Source organism: Algoriphagus sp. TR-M9, assembly GCF_027594545.1.
Lineage (GTDB): Bacteria > Bacteroidota > Bacteroidia > Cytophagales > Cyclobacteriaceae > Algoriphagus > Algoriphagus halophytocola.
Genome location: NZ_CP115160.1, coordinates 1829393 through 1845700, shown reverse-complemented (window position 1 = coordinate 1845700; position 16308 = coordinate 1829393). Strand labels below are relative to the sequence as shown.

Below are 16308 nucleotides of genomic sequence, written 5' to 3'. Positions count from 1 at the left end.
CGTTCATAGCGAGTGGATTTTTTATTTTATGTATATCCGCTTTCTTACCAGTAGCGAGAGAAATTAGGGGTTAAGGCTTCTTTCTACGTGCTGTGGGCAGTGGGCTGTCGTCGGTGGACGATTATCCCCTACTATCCAGCCACATTCTTTAACTACTGGCATCATTGCGGATAATCAAATTATATTTTAACCCCTGCCCTTTTCCCTCGCCAGCTACAGACAATGTGTTCCAATGATGGAAATGTTTTGGTGGAGACTGACAATTATAATATTTTTGCCTTCCTTACAGGATACAACACATCCATATCATACAGTAAGAGCAGGTCATTAGTGATACGCTCTACTTAAACCCAACAGAATGGACAAACTCAGAGCCATGATCACCGGAATCCAAGGATACGTTCCGGAATACAGGTTGACAAACAAAGAGCTTGAAAAGCTGGTCGAGACTAATGACGAATGGATAGTCTCCAGAACCGGAATCAAAGAAAGAAGAATTTTAAAAGGAGAAAACCAAGGAACCTCAGTACTGGGTGCTGAAGCTGTACGAGGACTTTTGGAAAAAACAGATACAGATCCCTTAGACATAGATTTGATCATCTGTGCCACTGTCACCCCAGACATGCCATTCCCCGCCACCGGCAATCTCATAGCCGATTTGGTAGGGGCTAAAAACAGCTATAGTTTCGATATAGGCGCGGCTTGCTCCGGTTTTCTTTATGCACTACAGATGGGCAGCCAGTTCATCCAGACCGGAACACATAAGAAAGTAATCGTGGTAGGCGCAGATAAAATGTCCTCCATCGTGAATTATGAAGACCGTACCACCTGCATTTTATTTGGTGATGGAGCTGGTGCAGTATTATTGGAGCCTACTACAGAAGAAACAGGGATTATGGACGCCATCCTCAGGGCTGACGGATCAGGTGCTCCTTACCTACATATGAAAGCGGGGGGCAGTCAGAAACCAGCTTCCCAGGCTACACTTGAAGCCAAAGAGCATTATGCTTACCAGGAAGGATCAACCGTATTTAAATTTGCCGTGACTAAAATGGCAGACGTAAGTGCTGAGATCATGGAGAGAAATGGATTGGTAGGCGACGATGTCGCCTGGCTAGTACCACATCAGGCCAATAAAAGAATCATTGATGCCACAGCAAATCGCATGGGAATTGGTTTTGACAAGGTAATGATGAATATTGAAAAATATGGCAACACTACCGCAGCTACCATTCCGCTTTGCCTTTGGGACTACGAAAAGCAACTTAAAAAAGGAGACAATCTTATCATGGCTGCCTTTGGCGGGGGCTTTACTTGGGGGGCTATCTACCTGAAGTGGGCTATTGATCCGAAATAATTAAAAAACTGAACATAAATACATAATGGCTAGTACTTCAGATTTTAAAAATGGACTCTGTCTGGTGATGAATAATGACATTTATTCCATCGTAGAGTTTCAGCACGTTAAGCCAGGCAAAGGCCCAGCATTCGTCAGAACCAAACTTAAAGGAATTACCTCTGGCAAAACCCTAGACAAAACATTCAGTGCAGGAGAAAAAGTAGAAACTGCCCGCGTAGAAAAAAGACCACATCAGTTCATCTATAAGGACGACATGGGGTACAACTTCATGGACACCACCACTTTTGAACAGATCCTAATCGAAGAGAAACTGATCGAGCGAGCAGATCTCATGAAAGAAGGGCAACTTTGTGATATTTTGATCCATGACGAAACAGAAACTCCGCTAGCTGTGGAGCTTCCGCCATTTGTGGAACTGATGATTACTTACACCGAGCCGGGCATCAAAGGAGACACTGCTACCAACGCGCTTAAGCCCGCTACCGTGGAAACCGGAGCTACAGTAATGGTTCCGCTTTTTGTAGAGCAGGACATTCTGATCAAAGTGGACACCCGCGATGGATCCTATTCCGAAAGAGTAAAATAAGTAGGTAAGCTGAGCGATTTTCTTAAATTACTCAGCTTTCCCTTTTATATAACTAACATAATTGCCTGAAGGCACCTTAAAATAAGAAACTTATGAAAGCAAAAGAGATTCAGGAATTGATAGATTATATCTCCAATTCTGGTTTGGCAGAAGTTAAAATCAAGACTGATGAGTTTGAACTTTCCATCAAAAAAGACTCACCGGCATCGAAAGTAGTGGAAGCAGCTCCTGCACCTGCCCCAGCTGCAGCCGCCGCGCCAGCTCCGGCAGCAGCTCCTAATCCTGCTCCAGCGCCTGCACCAGAAGCAGCAGCTTCCAGCAACTTAGTAGAAATCAAATCGCCTATGATAGGCACATTCTACATGACTGCAAATCCAGACGCAGATCCATTTGTGACTGAGGGAGATAGCATCAAAGCAGGCCAAACAGTTTGTATCATTGAAGCCATGAAGCTTTTTAACGAGATCGAGTCTGAAATCTCCGGTAAAATCGTCAAAGTCTTGGTAAGCAACTCTACCCCAGTAGAATACGATCAGCCACTTTTCCTAGTGGATCCAGCTGGTTAATTTTTCACTAAAAGTAAAATAGTTGTGTTCAATAAAATACTGATTGCCAATAGAGGGGAAATCGCACTGAGAATCATCCGTACCTGCAAGGAAATGGGGATTCAAACGGTAGCGGTTTACTCTACAGCAGACAAAGATAGTTTGCATGTCAGATTTGCTGATGAAGCAGTCTGCATAGGACCTGCACCCAGCAGAGATTCCTACCTAAATATCCCCAGAATAATCGCAGCAGCCGAAATCACCAATGCAGATGCCATTCACCCGGGCTACGGATTCCTCTCGGAGAATGCGGAATTTTCCAAAATCTGTGAAGAATACGGGATTAAATTTATAGGTGCCAGTGCAGACATGATCGACCGTATGGGAGACAAAGCCACTGCAAAAGCCACTATGAAAGCGGCAGGAGTGCCTACCATTCCGGGTTCTGAAGGTATCTTGGAATCCATGGAACAAGGCGTAAAACTTGCCAATGAAATGGGGTATCCAATCATCCTGAAAGCTACCGCAGGTGGCGGAGGACGCGGCATGCGTATCGTAAAGGAAGAAGCTGGTTTCAAAAAAGCTTGGGATGATGCCCGAATGGAATCAGGTGCAGCCTTTGGAAATGACGGGCTTTATCTGGAGAAATTCGTAGAAGAACCAAGACACATAGAAATCCAGGTAATCGGAGATAGCACCGGCAAAGCTTGTCATCTATCTGAGCGAGACTGCTCCATCCAGAGAAGACACCAGAAGTTAGTCGAAGAAACCCCATCTCCATTCATTACAGATGACCTGAGAGAAGCTATGGGCAAAGCAGCCATCAAAGGCGCTGAGGCCATAGGCTATGAGGGAGCCGGAACTATCGAATTTCTGGTGGATAAGCATAGAAATTTCTACTTCATGGAAATGAATACCCGTATCCAGGTCGAGCACCCCATTACCGAAGAAGTTACTGATTTTGATTTGATTAAAGAACAAATCAAAGTAGCTGCCGGAGACCCCATTTCGGGAAGAAACTATTATCCAAAGCTTTATGCAATGGAGTGCAGAATCAATGCAGAAGATCCAGCGAACGGTTTCCGACCTAGCCCGGGAAAAATCAACAATCTCCACATCCCAGGGGGTCGAGGAGTAAGAGTGGATTCCCATGTGTATGCAGGCTACATGATTCCGCCAAACTATGATTCCATGATTGCCAAACTGATTGTCAGTGGACAATCACGGGAGGAAGTGATCGTGAGAATGAAACGGGCACTTGAGGAATTTGTAATCGACGGGATCAAGACGACTATACCTTTCCATATCGCACTATTAGAAAACGAACAGTTCAAGGATGGTGATTTCACTACCAAATTCTTGGATGATTTTGATTTCTCCGTGATCAAAGGATAAAATTCACTATCAAATCTAATCTTCAAAAGCTACTCGGTTGAGTAGCTTTTTTTTGTTTTCATAGGCTATCAGAACCAATTTGATTACACCAACCAACTTAGAGTTTAAAGGATAGACTGCTTTCTATTGCACCTGCTAGAAAGAAATAATACCTAGCTTCGTTTATTCTACTTTTTACAAAAGATTATATGGTTCATGCATTTTTTCACATAAGCTATTTTTACTTTTATCAAATAAATCAGAAATTTAACAGGGATTCAGTATGGATTATTAGCTTTTTTTGACTAGGTTATCATACAAACAGCTAAGTACACGACCCAAAATGTCCATTTCTAAAACAATCCGGCTTCTACTGATCTGCGCCATACTGGCAAGTTGCTCTCATGAGCAAAGCCAAGAAATAACCTTAGCTGAAACTGAGCAGATCAGTTACAATTTTCACATACGCCCCATTCTTTCTGACAAATGCTTCGTTTGCCATGGGCCAGATGCCAATAAGCGGGAAGCAGACCTTCGCTTGGATACAGAAGCAGGTGCTTATGCGGCTTTGAAGGAGGATCCTGATCAATACGTGATCAAACCTGGAAGCCTGGAAGAGTCTACTGTTTATCATAGAATCACTTCTGAAGACCCCGGCGAACTTATGCCTCCTCCAGAGTCAAACTTGGCGCTCACCGAAGGAGAAATTAACCTGATCAAGGTCTGGATAGCAGAAGGGGCCAAATATGAACCGCATTGGGCTTTTGTAAAACCTGAAAAATCCAGCCCTCCTTCCGTAGGTGATTGGGCAACCAACGAAATCGATCAGTTTATACTGAAAAAGATGCAAAGTAAAGGTTTGGAACCTAATCCTGAAGCAGAACCGCATGAACTGATCAAAAGAGCGAGTTTAGACCTGACAGGCCTGCCTCCTAGCCCGGAGTTATTGGACAAGTATGGGGATTTTAACGGGGATGAGTCCTATGAAAACCTACTGGATGGGCTGATGGCTGATCCGGGTTTTGGGGAAAAAATGGCCATTCTTTGGATGGATATTTCCCGGTATTCGGACAGCTACGGATACCAAGATGACAATATCCGTACCCAGTGGCCTTACCGTGACTGGGTCATTCATGCTTTCAACCAAAACATGCCATACGATCAGTTCATCACCTGGCAGCTCGCCGGAGATCTTCTTCCCGATGCCAATAAAGAACAGATTCTAGCCACGGCTTTCAACAGAAACCATAAATACACTGAAGAAGGCGGAGTCATAGACGAGGAATACAGGATCGAATATGTGCTGGACAAAACCAATACGGTGAGCAAAGGGCTACTGGGAATCACTATGGAGTGCGCGCAATGCCATGATCATAAATATGACCCCTTCTCCCAGAAGGAGTACTTTGAGATGTTTGCATTTTTCAACAATACCCCAGAAAAAGGCTATGAGGGAGATGTAAGTGTTTCCAAACCTGCTAAAACTCCGATCCTTTGGGTAGACCAAAAAGATCTAAGCGGTGTGCTGGATTTTATTAATTATGCTGATAGCAGTAAACTCAGCATTTCAGTGATGGGAGAGCTGGAAGAAGCACGACCCACCTACATCTTAGATCGTGGGGTTTATGATGCACCTACTACCGAAGTGGAACCCTCTACACCGGCTTCCATAATGGAATTTCCTGAGGATATAGAAAAAAACAGACTTGGTCTGGCCAAATGGATGACAGCTAAGGAAAACCCTTTGACTGCCCGTGTTTTTGTGAATTTGATGTGGCAGGAGGTTTTTGGACAAGGCATAGTCAAGTCAGCCGGGGATTTTGGAATGCAAGGGGATCTACCCACCCACCCTGAGCTTCTGGACTGGCTGGCGGTGGATTTTATGGAAAATGGCTGGAATATTAAACGTCTCTTGAAGCAAATTATGAGCTCCTCGACTTACAGACAATCAGCGAGAATAAAGCAAAAACATTTGAAGGTAGATCCGGAGAATTTATACCTATCAAGGGCATCCAGACTTAGACTTCCTGCGGAAAATATCCAAGATCTGGTGCTCGCTTCCAGTGGACTGCTGGTACGGAAGCTGGGAGGTCCTAGCGTAAAACCATATATGCCAGAAGGGATTTGGGAAGCAGCTTCATCTGGCAGAGGAGAATTAGCCACTTACCAGCAGGACAAAGGCGATAAGCTCTATCGAAGAGGTTTATATAATTTCATCAAACTTACCGTACCGCCTCCGAAAGCCATCATTTTTGACTCCAGTAATAGAGATAGGTGTGAAGTAGGAAGAACTAGAACCAACACGCCTTTGCAGGCATTGGTGATGATGAATGATCCCATGGTCCTGGAAGCTTCCAGAGTTTTAGCCAGCAAGGTATTAGCTGATCATCAAACAGAGAAAGCCGCTTTGGCAGCAGCCTTCAAAAGAATCCTTTGCAGAAATATTACTGAAAAAGAAAGTGATATTCTGACTGCCTATTATGAAGACCAGTTGTATCGTTTTCAGGAACATACTGATCAAGTGAAAGCCGCTTTGGAAGTGGGAGAATACCCGCTGGAAGAAAAAGACATCAACTCCAAAACTGCCGCCATGATGCAGGTCATAGTGAGTATGTATAACCTGGAAGAAACCATTACCAAGAGTTAAGCATGGAAAAAGAAATATTAGAACAGGGTCTGAACAACAACAGGAGAAAATTCCTTTCCAAACTTAGTCTTGGAGTGGGCAGCTTAGCCCTTGGTTCCCTCTTGGTTCCTGACCTATTCTCAGGCAAATCCGAGGCAGAGGAAGCCATGATGAGCGCTTTGCCGCACTTTGCGCCCAAAGCCAAAAGAATCATATACCTATTCCAAAATGGAGCTCCCAGCCAGCTGGAATCCTTTGATTACAAACCCCTTTTGAATAAAAGAATGGGGGAAGAACTTCCAGAGTCTATTCGTGGAGGGCAGCGATTGACAGGAATGACCGCTGGTCAATCTTCCTTTCCTCTAGTGGGATCTTATTATAAATTTAACCAATATGGTGAGTCCCGGGCCTGGATTTCAGATGCCTTTCCACACACCTCCAAAATCGTGGATGACATCTGCATAGTCAAATCCATGCATACAGATGCCATAAATCATGACCCAGCTTTGACCTTTTTTCAGACAGGTGCGCAGGTGGGGAATCGCCCGAGTATGGGCTCCTGGCTCAGCTATGGACTAGGGAGCGAAAACAGCAATCTTCCAGCCTTTTCTGTGTTGCTCAGCCGAGGAAGAGGAAATGGGCAAGGTGTGTACTCCAAGCTTTGGAGCAACGGCTTCCTAGATGCTACACATCAGGGAGTGCAGTTTTCCAATTCAGAAGACCCTGTGCTCTACCTGAAGGATCCAGAGTCGATGAGCCGGGGTGAACGAAGAAAAATGATTGACCAGATCGCGGCGATGAATGAGTTGAATCTGAAGCAGTTCAATGACCCTGAAATAGCAGCCAAAGTCCAGCAATACGAAATGGCTTACCGCATGCAGACGGCTGTGCCGGAAATGACGGATGTCTCCAAAGAACCAGAAAGTATCATTAAACTCTATGGTCCGGACTGTTTGGTTCCGGGGACCTATGCTGCCAATTGTCTTTTGGCCAGAAAGCTTTCAGAAAGTGGGGTGCGCTTTGTGCAGCTCTACCACCAAGGCTGGGACCAGCATGGCAACCTTCCAAATGAGATGAAACTGCAAGCTGAAGATGTGGACCAGGCTTCAGCTGCATTGATTACAGATTTGAAACAACGTGGTCTATTGGACGAAACGTTGGTGATCTGGGGCGGAGAATTTGGCAGAACGAACTATTGCCAAGGCAAAATGGTAGTGGATAATTACGGTCGTGACCATCATCCCAGAGCATTCTCTATTTGGATGGCAGGTGGTGGAGTGAAGTCTGGAATGGTCTATGGAGAAACTGATGAATTCGGGTATAACATTACCGAAAACCCGGTGCATGTGCATGATTTCCAGGCCACTGTTTTGCATCTGATGGGAATTGACCACGAACGAATGACCTACAAGCATTTGGGAAGAAGGTATAGACTGACGGACGTTTCCGGAAAGGTTGTAAAAGATTTAATTGCTTGATTGGTTTATGATTACGCTATCAAAGCTCAGGTCAATCCTGGAAAATCTGCTCTTTGCCTGGATAGGCTTGGTCTTTATTTTCACTTTAGGAGGTGAGGCTTTATATACTCCTCAATGGATACAAGTCATAGGACGGGCTCATCCTCTGATCCTGCATTTTCCCATTGTCCTTTTACTAGTTGGCATGCTGTTTATATGGCTTCCAGATGTAGAAAGAAAACCTGAAGTCAAGGAAGTCATAGAGCTATTCTATTTGACTGGGTGTAACTTTGCAGGCATCACAGTTATTCTGGGATTGATTTTGGCACAGGAAGACTATTCAGGGGATTTACTTACCTGGCACAAATGGGGAGGAATTCTGCTTTTTACAGGTTGTACCCTACTCTATTTTATACGATCGAAAAAACAGTCCCTACTTAAAGTTGGAAGCCTAGTGTTGGCCATGACAATAATTCTAACCGGACATTGGGGAGCAGATTTGACCCATGGGGAGAATTACCTTTTGTCACCAATTTTAAAAAAGCAAGAAGAGAAGATAGCTCTTTCAGATGCAGAACTCTATCCCCACGTGATTCGGCCTATTTTGGAAGCCAAGTGCATCTCATGTCACAAGGAAGGCAAGATCAAAGGAGAACTACGTCTGGATCATTTGGACGGGATAAAAAAAGGTGGGAAATCAGGCCCATTCGTAGTCGAAGGAAAGCTACATGAATCCCTACTCATCGAGCGGATAAACCTTCCACTGGAAGAAGAAGAACACATGCCACCCAAAAACAAGGCTCAGCTGAGCGAGGAGGAAAAAGAGATTTTGAGCGCATGGGTGGCTTCAGGGGCTGACTTTGAGCAAAAGGTGGTGGAGCTTTCTCCGGACACCGAACTTTTCAAATTGACCTCAATTAAATTTGAAACAAATAAAAGTTACAATTTCGACCCAGCTGCTGATCAGGACATTGCTGATCTGAATAATGCCTTCAGAACGGTAAGCCCTAAATACCCGGAATCTCCTGCTCTGGAAGTATCCTATTTCGGGATCTCAGCCTTTCAGCCAGAATCACTTGCTGATCTCAAGCAAATCAAAGAGCAGCTCGTGCTTTTAAATCTAAATAAAATGCCCTTGGCAGAAGTAGATTTGAACTTTTTGATCAACTTTCCCAACCTGGAAGAATTGCAACTCAACTTCACTGATTTGACTCCAAAGCAGCTATCACTGATCTCCAAACTGGAATCTTTAGAAGTATTGGCTATCTCTGGCAACGAAGTTTCAAAGGAATCCTTAGCGGCTTTGGCACAAATGAAAAACCTGAAAAAGTTATACCTATGGAATACCGGATTGGACAGTTCCGATCAGGATTTCATTCAGGAATCACTACCAGAAACAACCATTGACTTTGGCTTCGATGGCAAAGGCATCACTTACGAATTGAACGCTCCCATTATTAAGCAAGAAAAAACCATCTACACGGATAGCCTAAAAATCGAGTTATCCCACCCTATCAAAACGGCTCAAATCAGATATACTTTAGATGGTACAGAACCGGATAGCCTTCAGAGTGCTGTTTATTCCCAGCCGATCTTTGTGAATCAAACCGGTAAAATTAACGCCCGGGCTTTTGCGAAGGAATGGGTAGGTTCTGAAACTGCCAAATCTGTATTCATTCATGCTGGAATTCAACCCAAATCCTATAGCCTGCAATTCCAGCCTGCAGAAAAGTATAGCGCAGCTGGAGCAGCTACCCTTTTTGATTTAGAGAAAGGATTGAACAGCAATTTTAGCCAGAAATGGCTAGGCTATCAGGATGATCCTATGGTACTGACACTTGATCTAGAAGAAGGAAAGCAGCCCAGTGAAGTATCGCTAAGTTTACTTTATCATGAGTCTCCTCACATTTTCCCTCCGGAAAGTGTGGAGATACAAGGCTTCTCTGAAGGGGTTTGGAGACTACTATCCCAAGCATCACCTGAAATGCCCAATGAAACCAAAACAGCGCGAAGCGAAATGATTACGCTCCGTATAGACGATCCGGATTTTGAAAAACTTAGAATAACAGTCAGACCACTCTCTAGACTACCAAAATGGCATCCCAATGCAGGCGATAAAGGATGGGTCTTTGTAGACGAGGTGATCCTGAATAAATAGGTCTAGTTTTCCGGCTTGCTCAGGATCTCCTTATACATCTCAATATTCCTTTTCACCTCATCATCCAACTGGGGTTCCTGTATAGCTTTAAGCTCTTTCACTTTCTCTAAAATTGCTTTGGCCACCAGCACTCTAGCCGTTTCCTTGTTGTCGGAAGGGATAATAAACCAAGGTGCGTGAGGTTTTGAGGTTTTATTGATCGCTTCCTCATAGCATCGCTGATAGTCATCCCAGCGCTCCCGCTCTTTGAGATCTCCCGGGGAAAATTTCCAGTTATGCTTTTCCTTATTTAACCTTCTCAAAAGTCTATGTCTTTGCTCCTCCTTGCCCAGGTGCAAAAAGAACTTCAGGATAATGGTACCGTTTTCGCTGATTTCCTTTTCGAAATTGTTGATTTGCTCGAAGCGCTTTTCCCAAAATCCCTCCTTAATATCATCTACAGTGTCAATTCCAGGAATATTTTCTCCCAAAATATATACGGGATGAACTCGGGTTACCAATACATTTTCGTAATGGGTTCTATTGAAAACCGCATATTTACCGCGTTCAGGAAGGCGGATATAATGCCTCCAAAGAAATCCATGTTCTAATTCTAAAGTGCTAGGTGTTTTGAAACTATGGACTACCACCCCACGAGGATTGAATTCCTTGAAAACCTCACGGATCAGGCTATCCTTACCCGCTGTATCCATGCCCTGCAGGCAAATCAATACGCTGTATTTGTTATGAGCATACATAGTGTCCTGATGATCGCTCAGCTTTTCTCTAAGTTTATTAAGCGCTTTAGCCTTTTTCTTTTCCGAAGCCTCCAGGTCCAGGGCGGTGGGAATATCTTTCAGGCTTATGGTTCCGGTTACTTTAAAATCATCAATTGCTATTTTTTTCATTTCCATGGAGATTTTTACGAGTATAAAAAGTAAGTTTTAAGGTAAAGAACAAGATAATATTTTATCTTAAGCCTACCGAAAACCCAATCTTTAAATCCCATCCCCCCAACCTTAAAATGACTCAAAATGTGATTTCTCCAGGCCTGAATAATCGATACCTGGCCTTAGACGTATTGCGTGGATTGACCATTGCATTTATGATTGTAGTGAACACAGCTGGAGACTGGAGTAATCTTTTTGCTCCGCTCGCCCATGCCAAATGGCATGGATTCACGCCTACAGATCTGGTTTTTCCCACTTTTCTATTTGTAGTGGGTAATGCCATGAGCTTTTCCATGAAAAAGCTACAACAGATGAGCCCAGGAGATTTCTTCAAAAAAGTGGGCAAGAGAACACTCCTGATCTTCCTGATAGGCTGGCTTTTAAACGCTTTCCCTTTCTATGAGACTACAGATTCAGGTGCGATTTCTCTGATAGATTTTACGCAGGTTAGATTATTTGGGGTACTACAGCGCATAGCCTTATGTTATTTCTTTGGTGCTGTGGTGCTGTATTATGGAGGGATCAGAGGCGCTTGGATCTTCAGTGGTCTTGCCCTTTTTGGGTATTGGCTGATCATGTACATTTTTGGTGATTCTACAGATCCTTATGGCCTGACCGGCAATGCAGCAATCAAACTTGACCTGGCAGTGATCGGAGCAGAAAGAATGTACGGTGGAGAAGGAATTCCTTTTGACCCGGAGGGTATTCTCAGCACCTTGCCCGGTATAGTCAATGTCATAGCCGGGTATTTGGTCGGCAAAATGATCCAGAACTTTGGCAACACCATAGAAACAATCAAAAGACTTTTGGTTGGGGGTTTGATTTTAATCGTATTGGCCTATATCTGGGACATATTTTTCCCTATCAATAAAAAAATCTGGACCAGCTCTTATGTGCTCCTCACTGTGGGTATAGATATGCTCTTGATCGGTGTGTTGATAGCAGCGATTGAAATCAAAAACTGGAGAGGATGGACTTATTTCTTTGAAGTATTTGGGAGAAATCCACTTATCCTTTATGTACATTCCGGGTTAGTGATAACACTTTTCTACATGATCCCTGTGGGAGAAACCAGCTTGAAAGGCTTTATTTATTCCAGTTTCTTTACCAGCTGGCTTGCGCCAAAAACAGCATCCTTTCTCTTTGCTTTCAGTTACATGCTACTCATTTGGCTGATCGGGCTGTGGATGGATAAGAGGAAAATTTACATCAAAGTGTAAACACTTGTTTGTAAGACATGTGAAGGAAAATTGTAAATTGAGGTTGCTTTTTATTTAACCTATATTTTTATGATTCTGAAAATTGGTGTGTACAATGTGGAGTGGATGCGTGATCTATTTGATGCTAATGGCATTCCTAAAACATCTGGAAAAGAACATGCGAAAAGTCTTCACCTGGCAGAAGTGATTCAAGCCATGGAACCGGATTTTCTAGGTATAGTAGAAGGACCTAATACCCTGGTGGACGGCTCCAAAACGGCTTCCCACCAAATGGAGGTTTGGACTCAGACCTATCTACCGGGCGCTAACTTCAAAGGAATCCATGGCTTCCCCTCTCCTGGTCAGCAAGAGCTCTGCGCTATTTACAACCCTGATAAAATCCGTGTTTTGTTTACTCCGGAGACTAAGGCAGGTAGGCGATTTGACGAACCTTTTTTGCAGGACACCACCAATCGTCTGATCAAGGAACAGTACAAGCATTACCGCCCACCTTTGGAGCTTAGTATCTTGGGAATTGACGATGCATTCATCACACGGGTAATCATAGCCCACACCAAATCCAAAGGTATTTTTGACATGGTGGACTATGCGCGATTTGAACAAATATCAGCTCGGGATCGGCTGAAGCTATTTGCAGAATGCATGTCCATACGCGAGCGATGCGATGAGTATTTGGAAAAAGACCAGCAAGTCATCGTTATGGGAGATATCAACGATGGGTTTGAAATGGACTTTTATGAAAATAAATTTTCCAAAAGTGCCGTAGAAATCCTGCTCGGTGACCTTTGGAAACCGGAGTTTGTATTGAAATCTGCTTTGCCCAAACCCAAACTCAACAGCTATGGCTACACTCCAAACTCCAGCAGATATACGGACCGGATCACCGGAGACAGCCTCAATGTACTGATCGATCATATTCTGGTCAGTCAAAAACTTCAAATCAAATCCGGCAAGGTGTGGAATCCTTATCTGGAAAAAGACAGCCCGGAAATCCAGGCTGTCAGAAACTCCCTGATCAGAGGTTCTGACCATTTCCCTATTCTCTGTGAAATCGAAACCAACCCCTAATACCATGGATCAAGCAAGTCAAACCATGATAGACAATCTGCAAAAAAACACCGGAAAGAGTCTGGATGATTGGATCAGTATAGTACGAAAGGAAAAGCTGCAAAAGCATGGTGACATCCTTAAATTTTTAAAAACTAACCATCAGTTCACCCACGGATTTGCAAACCTTGTGGCGCATAAAACCCTAAAATCAGATGCCGCCTCTGCTACGGATGAAAATGACCTGATCATGCAGCAGTACAAAGGCAAAGAGCATTTCTTACCCCTCTATCGAAAACTCAGGGCAGATATTGAAGCCATGGGCAAGGACATCGAGTTTGCACCAAAGAAATCCTACATCTCTGTACGCAGGAAAAAACAGTTTGCTATGCTCGTGCCAGCTACCAAAATCAGATATGAACTAGGCATCAATCTGAAAGGACAAGTACCCAGCGGGCTGCTCCTACCCGACACCAAATCCAGCGGAATGGTGACGCATCGAATCGTGGTCAATCATGAAGAACAGTATTCCAAAGAAGTCCTAGACTGGCTTAAAAAAGCCTACGATGCGGCTGGTTAAACCTATTGGTAACAAAAAAGCATCACTATCTATCAATGCCAAGCGTGTTTCTTAGTCTTTTTAGGAATAACTTGAATTTCAAAGTTGCCCTAGAAAATCATGTTCCCATTTACCTATTCCAAATCCTTCAGAAAAGCCTCATTAATTCTGCTATTCTCTATTTGTTACCCGGCAGTATATGCCCAGGTCACGGAGGAAACTTACCATAAGGCTGAATATTTTTTGAGTGGAAATCTCCAAAAAGAAATCTACCATCTGGAAGTAATCCCTCACTGGATCAAAGGTCAAAATGCCTTTTGGCATCAAACGTATACAGAAAATGGAAAGCGATTTTTCATCACAGATGTGGATGCTCAGCAGACACAGGAAGCTTTTGATCATTCCCTATTAGCAGAACTTTTAAGTGAGAAATCCGGACTGGAAAGTACTGCAGACGCCTTGCCTTTCAATTCCATTCAAATAGAATCTAATGAGCTCATCACATTTGAATGGAGCAATCAGAAATGGAAATTTAATTCTGCCGAGAAATCACTTTCCAAAGAAAAAATCCAGGAAAGACCTGAACGGAATTATGCCCTTTCCCCAGACGGAAAATGGAAAGCCTTCACCCGCAACTTTAATCTTTTTGTAGAAAATCTGGAAACTGGAGAAGAAACGCAGTTAAGTTTTGATGGTAAAAAAGACTATGAATATGCCTCTTTCTGGGGTTGGTCGGACATGATCCACGGAGAAAATGGGGAACGCCCCTATCATTTTACAGCTCGCTGGTCTCCGGATTCCAAATACCTTCAAACACAAATCGTAGATCTTCGCCTAGCCGAAAAGATGTATTTGTTGGATTTCAGTCAAGATTCAAAATTTCGCCCCGAACTGCTTTCCTACTATCGTGGATCGCCAGGTGACAGCACTGTCGTGAATTATACACCGGTTTTGTTTGAAATAGAATCTAAGGAAGAGACTAAGTTTCCAAGTTTGACACTCCCACATTTCATAGGCATGTATTTCAATTGGAGTCCAGATAGTAAATCTCTCAATGGCACCTATATCCAGCGAGGCTTTAAAAGTTTTAGTATCCTAGAAATAGATGCTGCTTCGAAAGCAATCCGAAAAGTCTACGCAGAAACCTCTCCCACCCATATCAATACTAACAACATCCTCAGAAGACTGGAAAACGGACAGTTCGTATTGGGCACCGAAAAATCAGGTTGGAACCATCTGTATCGCTACGATTGGAACACCGGGGAATTGGTAAATCAAATCACCAGTGGTGAATACCAGGTCAATAATATAATAACAATAGATGAGGAAAATGAAGTCATATATTTTGAAGCAAATGGAAAGGAAAATTCGGGTAACCCCTATTATTCAAAGGTTTACAAAGTAAATTTTGATGGTTCTGGCCTAGTATTGCTTACACCAGAAAATGCCTTTCATTCAGTAAGTTTTTCTGAGGGAAAGGAATATTTCATCGATAATTATTCCACTGTGGACCAACCGACCACCTCTGTTGTACGGGAATTAGAAACCGGAAAAATTCTGTTTGAGGTTTCCAAAGCAGACATTTCTAATCTGCTCGAGAGAGGCTATCAAAGCCCAAAACAGTTTACAGCCACGGCGAAGGATGGTAAAACTAAGATTTATGGCATATACTATTTGCCTACAGACTTTGATTCAGGCAGGCACTATCCTGTAGTAGATTACACCTATTCTGGTCCTCATACAGCGATCACACCGAAAACCTTCAAAGCTGGGTTATTTGGCTTACAACAACCCATGGCTGAATTGGGGTTTGTGGTAGTGACCGTGGATGGATTAGGTACCTCTGGCAGAGGAAAAGCATTTCGTGATGTATCCTACAATAACCTGGGAAATGGAACCACAGATCATGTACTGGCGATCAAAGAGTTGGCTTCCAAAAACAATTTTCTGGACATAGACAGAGTAGGTATTTTCGGTCATTCTGCGGGGGGATACGACGCCGGACGAGCTATGCTTTTACATCCGGATTTTTACAAAGTCGGTGTAGCTTCTGCAGGAGACCACGATCACAGAATGGAAAAGGCATGGTGGCCAGAAATGTACATGGGATATCCCAGCGGGGAATTTTACCATAATCAATCCAACGTCACCAGCGCAGCCAACCTGAAAGGCCACCTTCTTCTTGCCCACGGGGGAATAGATGAAAATGTGAACCCTTCTGCTACATATAAACTGGCAGAAGCACTGATTAATGCAGGAAAGGATTTTGACTTATTCATTTGGCCGAGCCGAAATCATAGTTTTGGAAGGACCAATGGAGATTACTTTACTAAAAAGCGCTGGGACTATTTCATAGAACACCTTCTGGGCGAAAAACCACTAAGGCACTACCAGATCCAAAACGGAGATTAAAAATTTGAGGTTTGAAATTTCAAATCACAAATTCT

At 43.5% G+C, this 16308-nt stretch carries 12 protein-coding genes; 11 read left to right on the top strand and 1 reads right to left on the bottom strand.

Annotated features, from left to right (window positions below; all coding sequences use genetic code 11):
- Positions 1 to 358: 358 nt before the first annotated feature.
- The 7 genes from PBT90_RS08040 to PBT90_RS08010 all read left to right on the top strand — a co-directional run bounded on the left by PBT90_RS08040 (position 359) and on the right by PBT90_RS08010 (position 10106).
- Complete coding sequence (locus PBT90_RS08040; RefSeq protein WP_264809874.1) at positions 359 to 1357, top strand: beta-ketoacyl-ACP synthase III; 999 nt, start codon at positions 359 to 361, stop codon at positions 1355 to 1357.
- Positions 1358 to 1382: 25 nt separating this feature from the next.
- Complete coding sequence (efp, locus tag PBT90_RS08035) at positions 1383 to 1946, top strand: elongation factor P (protein ID WP_264809873.1); 564 nt, start codon at positions 1383 to 1385, stop codon at positions 1944 to 1946.
- Between the two features lie 92 nt (positions 1947 to 2038).
- Positions 2039 to 2512 (top strand): acetyl-CoA carboxylase biotin carboxyl carrier protein, encoded by a 474-nt coding sequence (accB, locus tag PBT90_RS08030; RefSeq protein ID WP_264809872.1) that lies wholly within the window; start codon positions 2039 to 2041, stop codon positions 2510 to 2512.
- 24 nt (positions 2513 to 2536) lie between these two features.
- Entirely contained in the window at positions 2537 to 3886 is a 1350-nt protein-coding gene (gene accC / locus PBT90_RS08025; RefSeq protein ID WP_264809871.1) for an acetyl-CoA carboxylase biotin carboxylase subunit, read from the top strand.
- A 322-nt stretch (positions 3887 to 4208) separates the two neighbouring features.
- Positions 4209 to 6512: a PSD1 and planctomycete cytochrome C domain-containing protein gene (locus PBT90_RS08020; protein ID WP_264809870.1), complete on the top strand. Its 2304-nt coding sequence runs from the start codon at positions 4209 to 4211 to the stop codon at positions 6510 to 6512.
- A gap of 2 nt (positions 6513 to 6514) precedes the next feature.
- Positions 6515 to 7969 (top strand): DUF1501 domain-containing protein, encoded by a 1455-nt coding sequence (locus tag PBT90_RS08015; RefSeq protein ID WP_264809869.1) that lies wholly within the window; start codon positions 6515 to 6517, stop codon positions 7967 to 7969.
- Between the two features lie 7 nt (positions 7970 to 7976).
- A complete protein-coding gene (locus tag PBT90_RS08010) occupies positions 7977 to 10106 on the top strand; it encodes a c-type cytochrome domain-containing protein (RefSeq protein ID WP_264809868.1) in 2130 nt (709 codons plus the stop codon).
- 2 nt (positions 10107 to 10108) lie between these two features.
- On the opposite strand, the gene PBT90_RS08005 is transcribed toward PBT90_RS08010, so the two are convergent.
- Positions 10109 to 10993 carry a PPK2 family polyphosphate kinase gene (locus PBT90_RS08005; RefSeq protein WP_264809867.1) on the bottom strand — a complete coding sequence of 295 codons (885 nt, stop codon included), beginning with the start codon at positions 10991 to 10993 and terminating at the stop codon, positions 10109 to 10111.
- Between the two features lie 116 nt (positions 10994 to 11109).
- Between PBT90_RS08005 and PBT90_RS08000 the strand changes: the two genes are divergently transcribed.
- The 4 genes from PBT90_RS08000 to PBT90_RS07985 all read left to right on the top strand — a co-directional run bounded on the left by PBT90_RS08000 (position 11110) and on the right by PBT90_RS07985 (position 16273).
- A complete protein-coding gene (locus PBT90_RS08000; protein WP_270132603.1) occupies positions 11110 to 12255 on the top strand; it encodes an acyltransferase family protein in 1146 nt (381 codons plus the stop codon).
- 69 nt (positions 12256 to 12324) lie between these two features.
- The gene (locus PBT90_RS07995; protein WP_264809865.1) at positions 12325 to 13323 is read left to right on the top strand and encodes an endonuclease/exonuclease/phosphatase family protein; all 999 of its coding nucleotides are present in this window, start codon (positions 12325 to 12327) and stop codon (positions 13321 to 13323) included.
- 4 nt (positions 13324 to 13327) lie between these two features.
- Positions 13328 to 13882, top strand: coding sequence for a DUF4287 domain-containing protein (locus tag PBT90_RS07990; protein ID WP_264809864.1), 555 nt, complete (start codon positions 13328 to 13330; stop codon positions 13880 to 13882).
- A 99-nt stretch (positions 13883 to 13981) separates the two neighbouring features.
- The gene (locus PBT90_RS07985; RefSeq protein WP_264809863.1) at positions 13982 to 16273 is read left to right on the top strand and encodes a S9 family peptidase; all 2292 of its coding nucleotides are present in this window, start codon (positions 13982 to 13984) and stop codon (positions 16271 to 16273) included.
- Positions 16274 to 16308: the final 35 nt, after the last annotated feature.

What these genes read in the sequence shown, in the direction of transcription:
- PBT90_RS08040 (WP_264809874.1), top strand. Translation starts at nt 359, where the DNA reads ATGGACAAACTCAGAGCCATGATCACCGGAATCCAAGGATACGTTCCG.
- accB (WP_264809872.1), top strand. Translation starts at nt 2,039, where the DNA reads ATGAAAGCAAAAGAGATTCAGGAATTGATAGATTATATCTCCAATTCT.
- PBT90_RS08005 (WP_264809867.1), bottom strand. Translation starts at nt 10,993, where the DNA reads ATGAAAAAAATAGCAATTGATGATTTTAAAGTAACCGGAACCATAAGC.
- efp (WP_264809873.1), top strand. Translation starts at nt 1,383, where the DNA reads ATGGCTAGTACTTCAGATTTTAAAAATGGACTCTGTCTGGTGATGAAT.
- PBT90_RS07995 (WP_264809865.1), top strand. Translation starts at nt 12,325, where the DNA reads ATGATTCTGAAAATTGGTGTGTACAATGTGGAGTGGATGCGTGATCTA.
- PBT90_RS08020 (WP_264809870.1), top strand. Translation starts at nt 4,209, where the DNA reads ATGTCCATTTCTAAAACAATCCGGCTTCTACTGATCTGCGCCATACTG.
- PBT90_RS08015 (WP_264809869.1), top strand. Translation starts at nt 6,515, where the DNA reads ATGGAAAAAGAAATATTAGAACAGGGTCTGAACAACAACAGGAGAAAA.
- PBT90_RS07985 (WP_264809863.1), top strand. Translation starts at nt 13,982, where the DNA reads ATGTTCCCATTTACCTATTCCAAATCCTTCAGAAAAGCCTCATTAATT.
- PBT90_RS07990 (WP_264809864.1), top strand. Translation starts at nt 13,328, where the DNA reads ATGGATCAAGCAAGTCAAACCATGATAGACAATCTGCAAAAAAACACC.
- PBT90_RS08000 (WP_270132603.1), top strand. Translation starts at nt 11,110, where the DNA reads ATGACTCAAAATGTGATTTCTCCAGGCCTGAATAATCGATACCTGGCC.
- PBT90_RS08010 (WP_264809868.1), top strand. Translation starts at nt 7,977, where the DNA reads ATGATTACGCTATCAAAGCTCAGGTCAATCCTGGAAAATCTGCTCTTT.